The following is a 6,356-nucleotide window of genomic DNA, read 5'->3' as shown; positions in this document are numbered from 1 at the left end:
TAAAGTCAAATACGTTTCAAAACTCTCCACCAATACCAGTTGACAAAGAGCCAAAAAACCAAGGATCCGCAGACCCTCGGTTTTAAAAACATTGCGAAACTCAACCCTCAAGGTTAAGCTGGTAAATTAACGAATTTCAGCATTCAAATCTTCGGTCAAAATCTTTTCAACCTTTGCAAAGGCTTGACTGACTTCGTCATCCGTCAACGTCTCATTTGGATTTTGATACGTCAGCGTGTATGCCATTGATTGTTTGCCAGCCGGCACGTTCTTGCCGGCATAAATATCAAACAAGTGAACGGACTTCAGATAAGCACCGCCTCGCTTATTGATCTTGGCTAAAATCTCATCGTTGGTGACAGACCGGTCAACTAACAGCGCAATGTCACGGGAGACAGCCGGGTACTTCGAGATTGGATCGTACTGGTTAGCCTTCTTCGGCATAGCAATCAAAGCATCCAAATTAAGTTCAAATACGTAGGATTCCTTGATCTTGTATGCTGCTTCAACTGTTGGATGGACCTGACCAATAAAGCCGACATAGTGGCCGTGGATCGAAATATCAGCGGTCCGGCCGGGATGCAAATCAGGGTATTTGTCAGTGGCTTCGAAAGTCACATCGCCCTCAACATCCAGGTTAGCCAGAAATTGTTCAACGATACCCTTCAGCTGATAGAAATCAACCTTTTGAGCTTTGCTGTGCTGCCAGCTTGTCGGTGTCAATTCACCGCTGATCACCCCGGCGATATGCTCCTGCTCACTTGGCCGGACGTCTTCTGGCTCGCGGTAGAAGACCCGACCTTGTTCGTAGAGGGCAATGTCGTTGACGTGACGAGCGTTATTGTAAGCAACGTCATCCAGCAGCCCGCTCACCAAGTTTTCACGCAGGGTCGTGTGGTCGGTCGTCATTGGCCAACTCAATTCAGTCGTTTCAGTATCGCGCATTAAGAACTGTTGCGCTTTTTCATGGGTTGTCAGTGCATAGGAGATGGCCTGATTCAAGCCAAAGCCTTCCAACAGACTGCGAGATGCCCGGATGAGCCGTTGCTTATCGGTCAGCACACCTAGTGTGGTTGGGCCGCTTGGCAGGGTTGATGGAATTTCATCATAGCCGTAGATCCGCGCAACTTCTTCAAGCAAATCAGCTTCAATGTGAATGTCCCAACGGCGCGGCGGTACAGTCACAGTAAAGGTCTCCCCGCTAACTGACACGCCAAAACCAAGCCGTTTAAAGATTGCTTCAACATCATCCGCTGATAAGTCGGTCCCCAGAACATGGTTCACACGGCTCAGGGTCACATCAACAACAACGTCCTTTACATCGTATTCAGCGCCAGTAACGATACCAGTCAAAACATCACCATCAGCCAATTCATCCATCATTTGGGCCGCTGCATCCAGAGCTTCAGCAACGCCGCCGTGGTTCACACCGCGTTCAAAGCGTTGAGAAGCATCCGTGTGCAGGTTATGCCGTTGCGCAGTCTTTCGGATCAACGTTGGTTGGAACACAGCCGATTCGATGGCAACCGTCGTCGTATCGTCATCGATCCGTGAATTGAACCCGCCCATGACACCAGCAAGTGCAATGGGTTTGTCAACATCCGCAATCACAATGTCGTTTTCATCAAGATCGTGTTCCTCTTCATCCAGCGTGGTGAGCTTTTCACCAGCGCGCGCATGACGAGTCACAACAGTATTGCCCTTGATTTTATTAAAATCGAACGCATGTAACGGTTGACCATACTTCAACAAAATGTAGTTTGTGACGTCAACCACGTTGTTGATGGGCCGAACGCCAGCGTTCCACAATTTGATTTGCAACCAGCGTGGACTTGGCTTGATTTTGACGTTCTTGACGATCCGCATCTTGTAAATCGGCGCAAGGTCGGCATTCGTGTCCATTGAAACTTGGTCAGCCGCCTTTTCGCCGATCTCGGTCACACTCGGGTGGTTAAGGTTCGCTGTTTTATCGTAAAGAGCGGCCACGTCATTGGTCACGCCGTACACGCTCAGCATATCACCACGGTTTGGCGTCACGTCAACATCGATCAGATCATCATCCATCCCCAGATAAGAGAAAACGGGTGCCCCGATTTCAGCATCATCGGGCATGAAGTAGATACCGTCAGCCCATTCCTTTGGGACAACATCCTTGCTGAACCCGATTTCGTCTAAGGCACAAATCATCCCGTTTGAGGTGACGCCGCGCATCTTAGACCGCTTGATCTTCACGTTGCCGCCGATACGCGACCCGGGTAAAGCAACGATCACCTTATGACCCGGAGCAACGTTAGGGGCACCGCAGACAATCTGAGAAAGGTCATCTTCGCCAACGTCAACTTGACAGACATTCAAGTGGTCTGAATCAGGGTGCGGTTCCATGAACATGACTTCGCCCACCACAATTTTTTTTAGACCATCGCTGGGCTTTTCAACAGAATCAATTTCAACGGAACCCCGTTCGATTTTTTCTGCTAAGTCCTTTGCCGGTACGTCAATATCTAAATACTCTTTTAACCAGCTGTAAGAAATTTTCATTGGTTAGATTATCCTTTCTTAGCAAATTGGGTGAGGAACCGGACGTCGTTTAAGTAGAAGTTCCGGATATCGTCAACACCGTATTTCAGCATTGCAAACCGATCGGGGCCAAGACCAAAGGCAAAGCCACCGAATACATTCGGGTCAACGCCGGCCATCTTCAACACGTTCGGGTGCACCATACCGGCACCCAGAACTTCGATCCAGCCAGTGTGCTTGCAGACGCTGCAGCCCTTACCGCCACAGTTAAAGCAGGTAATATCTGCTTCAACGGAAGGTTCCGTAAATGGGAAATAGCTTGGTCGTAAACGAACATCAAACCGGTCACCAAACAAGGTGTGGGCAACTAATTCCAAGGTCCCCTTCAAATCAGCCATGGTGATGTGCTTGTCGATCACAAGCCCCTCAGCTTGGTGGAATTGGTGAGAGTGGGTTGGGTCATCGGTATCTCGCCGGTAAACAACACCTGGGGAGATCATTTTCAACGGTCCCTTGCTGAAATCGTGTTTTTCCAACGTCCGCGCCTGCATTGGCGACGTTTGAGTCCGCATCAAGATTTCCTTTGTGATGTAGAATGTATCCTGCATGTCCCGCGCTGGGTGATCCTTTGGGAGGTTCATCATTTCGAAGTTGTACTTGTCTTCTTCAACTTCAGGACCGCTTAATACCTGGTAGCCCATGCCCATGAAGAGGTCTTCGAGTTGATCAACAATTTGTTGAATGACGTGCGGTTGACCCTGCATCACTGGGGCGCCTGGTAACGTCACGTCAATTTTTTCGTGTTGTAATTTAAAATTCAGGGCTGCCTGTTGTAATTCGCCATTGCGGTCATCGATGGCGTTCTTCAGTTCATCACGAACCTTGTTTGCAAACTGACCAAAACTTGGCCGTTCGTCTGCGGGCAAGTCCTTCATACTGCGTAATGCTTGGGTAATGGGACCCTTTTTACCTAATAACTGCACCCGCAGGTCATCAAGTTTTTTAAGGTCATCAACATCGTGGATACTCTGTTTCCGTTCTTCACGGATTTTTTCCAACTGATCTCTAAGTGTCATTCCTGATCCTCCTTAACAAAATAAAAAAACTCCGCCCCAAATAAAGGGACGAAGCTTTCGCGGTACCACCCTTGTTTACTTATCAATAAGTACACTCGGTAATTTAATAACGGTTAATCAACCGGAAGATTTTTTGTGGCGGTCAATAATGACTGCGACGCCCAATCTCTGCTCTGAAAGTGAATTCGATCCTAACCAACCAAAAACCTTCCAGTGACCTGGTTTTCTCTCTGGGGTCGGCGCTGAACCTACTGCTCTTTCGTTAAGGCATTTAATTCAATTTTTGCACAACAACTAGTTTACAGCGGTTGATGGCATTGGTCAACCTCTTGCGCGCCGGCAGTGTCCAATTGGTTCCATTTTTCTGACCAACTGTGCACCGTTTTCATGACGCCGGCAAGATCCTGACCCTTTTCAGTGAGGGCGTATTCAATCAGTGACGAATCATCGTACGTATTACGCACAACGATACCGTTAGTTTCGAGTTCTTTCAGGCGTTCGACTAACACCCGATCAGAGCACTTCGTCACCTTTCCAGCAATATCCTTAAACCGCTGCGGACCAAGATTCAACAAAACATCGATAATCAGTCCGTTCCACTTCTTACCTAAAATGCTAAACGTTTGTTCAAACTTCGGACAAAGTTCAAAATTGTCAATATCCACTAATCCTTGCGTTAAGGTTTGATCCATCTTAACACCCCCTGTTTTAATCTCATACTATTTGTTATCAAATAAAGCTTGTTTTAATCGCTTCATATTCCATTGGCTGACCCGTGCCCGCAATGGGCTGAAAAATTCGTGAATCGCATCATAGTCGTCAACTAGGCTGACCACAACACTTTCGCGATACTTTGGCATGGCCGCCGTGGCACCCCACATGTGTTTCAGGATAATATCCTTTTCCATTGGGGTCAGTTCAGTCAGCTTCTCCGCGTTACGTAGTGCGACCCGCGGATGGATGAAGGCGTGAGAGCCCAAGTTAAACTTGGTGGTGCGCCAGTCATAGTAGAATAAATCATGCAGCAGCCCCGCCCGAGCGACTGCCCGGGTGTTTAGGCCATGTTTTTTAGCAATTAAGTAACTATCGTAAGACACTGAGATCGAATGTGTGAGTCGGTCAGAATGGTGGTGCTGCGTGTAGTTGCCCAATTTCTGCACTTCTGGCTTTGCCAGTAAGTCGTCCACTAAAGCGATATATTCTGTGTCTGTACGCCAATCATTGGTCTTCATAGAACGCTTCCTTTGCTTAAGTAAGTTCATTTAGACATACTATACTGAATTTTGTTACAAATAACAAGTAAAATGGCCCTTTATTCGATTAAATAAACCTAAAGGTCACCGCTTGAAGGCTATGATGCATTCAAACTGGTGACCAAGAACAGGCAAGTGTCCATTTCGTCACAGCAGTAAAGCGGCGCCCAGTAAACCGCGTCGTAAATAGCGCCGTTGCCCTGATCACCGGCCAAATTGGCAGTCCTGTTCTTAACACAAACCAATGCCTTACCTATGGCATGGCAGCAGTCCCCGCAAATTTTCCAGCCGATCATTTTGCTCACAATACCAGCCATCTTCATTAACAAGCACAGTGCCATAATGGTCTATCCGGCACCCTAGATGATCATTTTTCACCGAATTTCCGATTTCACGTACACTACTGATTCAGTTGAAACATCAAAACCCCAGCAGCAATCGCCACATTCAATGACTCTGCGTTACCCTTGATAGGGATGTAGAGATTTTCAGTCGTTTGCGTCATCAACTCAGGTGCCATGCCTTGGCCTTCATTACCCATAATCAGGCCGAAGTCGTTGCCCGCTGTAACATCGCGGAAGTTTTTGGCGTCCTTGTTCAGGGCTGTACCGTAGACCGGCTTGTTGGCAGTCTGAAAGGTTTGCAGCCACTCTGTCAAATCGCCCTCGGTCAACTGCACGTGAAACTGGCTGCCCTGCATCGAGCGAATCACTTTCGGATTAAAACGACTGGAGGTCCCTTTGCCAAAGACAATGCCAGTAAAGCCTGCTGCGTCAGCGGTCCGGACCATGGTGCCGATGTTGCCTGGGTCTTGAATCCGGTCCAGCAGCAGCCAAGCACCATCAGCACCGGCCGGCGCCACCCGGGTAGCAGCCGTGATGTTTACCACAGCAAAGATACCCTGCGGTGTTACCGTATCCGTTAGTTTCTTGGCAATTTCTTCAGTAATTTCAATTTGTTCGATCGTATCAGGCAAGTCGTTTTGATGTGCATCAAGCTGTTCGCCAGTGGCAATCAGCGTTTGAACGGGTTCGTGCGCAGTCAATGCATTGCCGACTGTGTGCCAGCCCTCCACGAGATATTGATGATATTTTTGATGACCCTTTTTTGTTGTTAAATGTTGCCATTTTTTGACCTTTGCATTCTGTGTTGACGTAATCTTTTCGATCATGTCCACCTCTTCTTTCCGATTTTTGTTACCATATATACATACTAGCACGATTTAGAAGGTGAATATATGGCATCGCAATTAATTTCTGTTATTGGTCGGGTGCAGGGCGTTGGGTTCCGCTGGTCAACGAAACGTTTGGCGGATGAATTACAAGTCACTGGCTGGGTTAAAAACGAGCGCGATGGATCCGTGGCCATTTTGGCACAGGCTGATACCGAGACGCTCGCAGCATTTGTTGCGGCACTTAAACGCTCGCCATCGCCCTATGCTGTGGTCACGCAAGTCCAAGTTGAGGCGACCCAAGCACCCGTGTGGCATGAATTTAACATTACCAATTGA

Annotated in this window: 7 protein-coding genes and 1 other annotated feature; of the genes, 1 reads left to right on the top strand and 6 read right to left on the bottom strand. The window is 48.0% G+C overall.

Features of this window, described 5'->3' with window-relative positions:
• Positions 1-126 precede the first annotated feature (126 nt).
• The 6 genes from pheT to FC82_RS13205 all read right to left on the bottom strand — a co-directional run bounded on the left by pheT (position 127) and on the right by FC82_RS13205 (position 6,014).
• Positions 127-2,538, bottom strand: a complete 2,412-nt coding sequence (gene pheT, locus FC82_RS13230; RefSeq protein WP_056997247.1) for a phenylalanine--tRNA ligase subunit beta — start codon at positions 2,536-2,538, stop codon at positions 127-129.
• 8 nt (positions 2,539-2,546) lie between these two features.
• Positions 2,547-3,593, bottom strand: a complete 1,047-nt coding sequence (gene pheS, locus FC82_RS13225; protein WP_056997246.1) for a phenylalanine--tRNA ligase subunit alpha — start codon at positions 3,591-3,593, stop codon at positions 2,547-2,549.
• 41 nt (positions 3,594-3,634) lie between these two features.
• Positions 3,635-3,868, bottom strand: a binding site (T-box leader).
• A gap of 24 nt (positions 3,869-3,892) precedes the next feature.
• Positions 3,893-4,285 (bottom strand): winged helix-turn-helix transcriptional regulator, encoded by a 393-nt coding sequence (locus FC82_RS13220; RefSeq protein WP_054761474.1) that lies wholly within the window; start codon positions 4,283-4,285, stop codon positions 3,893-3,895.
• Positions 4,286-4,312: 27 nt separating this feature from the next.
• Positions 4,313-4,825 (bottom strand): HD domain-containing protein, encoded by a 513-nt coding sequence (locus FC82_RS13215; protein ID WP_056997245.1) that lies wholly within the window; start codon positions 4,823-4,825, stop codon positions 4,313-4,315.
• A 119-nt stretch (positions 4,826-4,944) separates the two neighbouring features.
• Positions 4,945-5,187, bottom strand: coding sequence for a hypothetical protein (locus FC82_RS17225; protein WP_054761473.1), 243 nt, complete (start codon positions 5,185-5,187; stop codon positions 4,945-4,947).
• A gap of 59 nt (positions 5,188-5,246) precedes the next feature.
• Complete coding sequence (locus tag FC82_RS13205) at positions 5,247-6,014, bottom strand: TrmH family RNA methyltransferase (RefSeq protein WP_056997249.1); 768 nt, start codon at positions 6,012-6,014, stop codon at positions 5,247-5,249.
• A 69-nt stretch (positions 6,015-6,083) separates the two neighbouring features.
• Between FC82_RS13205 and FC82_RS13200 the strand changes: the two genes are divergently transcribed.
• On the top strand, positions 6,084-6,356 hold the full coding sequence (locus FC82_RS13200; RefSeq protein WP_054761469.1) for an acylphosphatase: 273 nt from the start codon (positions 6,084-6,086) through the stop codon (positions 6,354-6,356).

Origin of the sequence: Secundilactobacillus collinoides DSM 20515 = JCM 1123, from assembly GCF_001435975.1 — a bacterium.
Taxonomy (GTDB): Bacteria; Bacillota; Bacilli; order Lactobacillales; family Lactobacillaceae; genus Secundilactobacillus; species Secundilactobacillus collinoides.
This window is presented reverse-complemented; position numbering and strand designations above follow the sequence as displayed.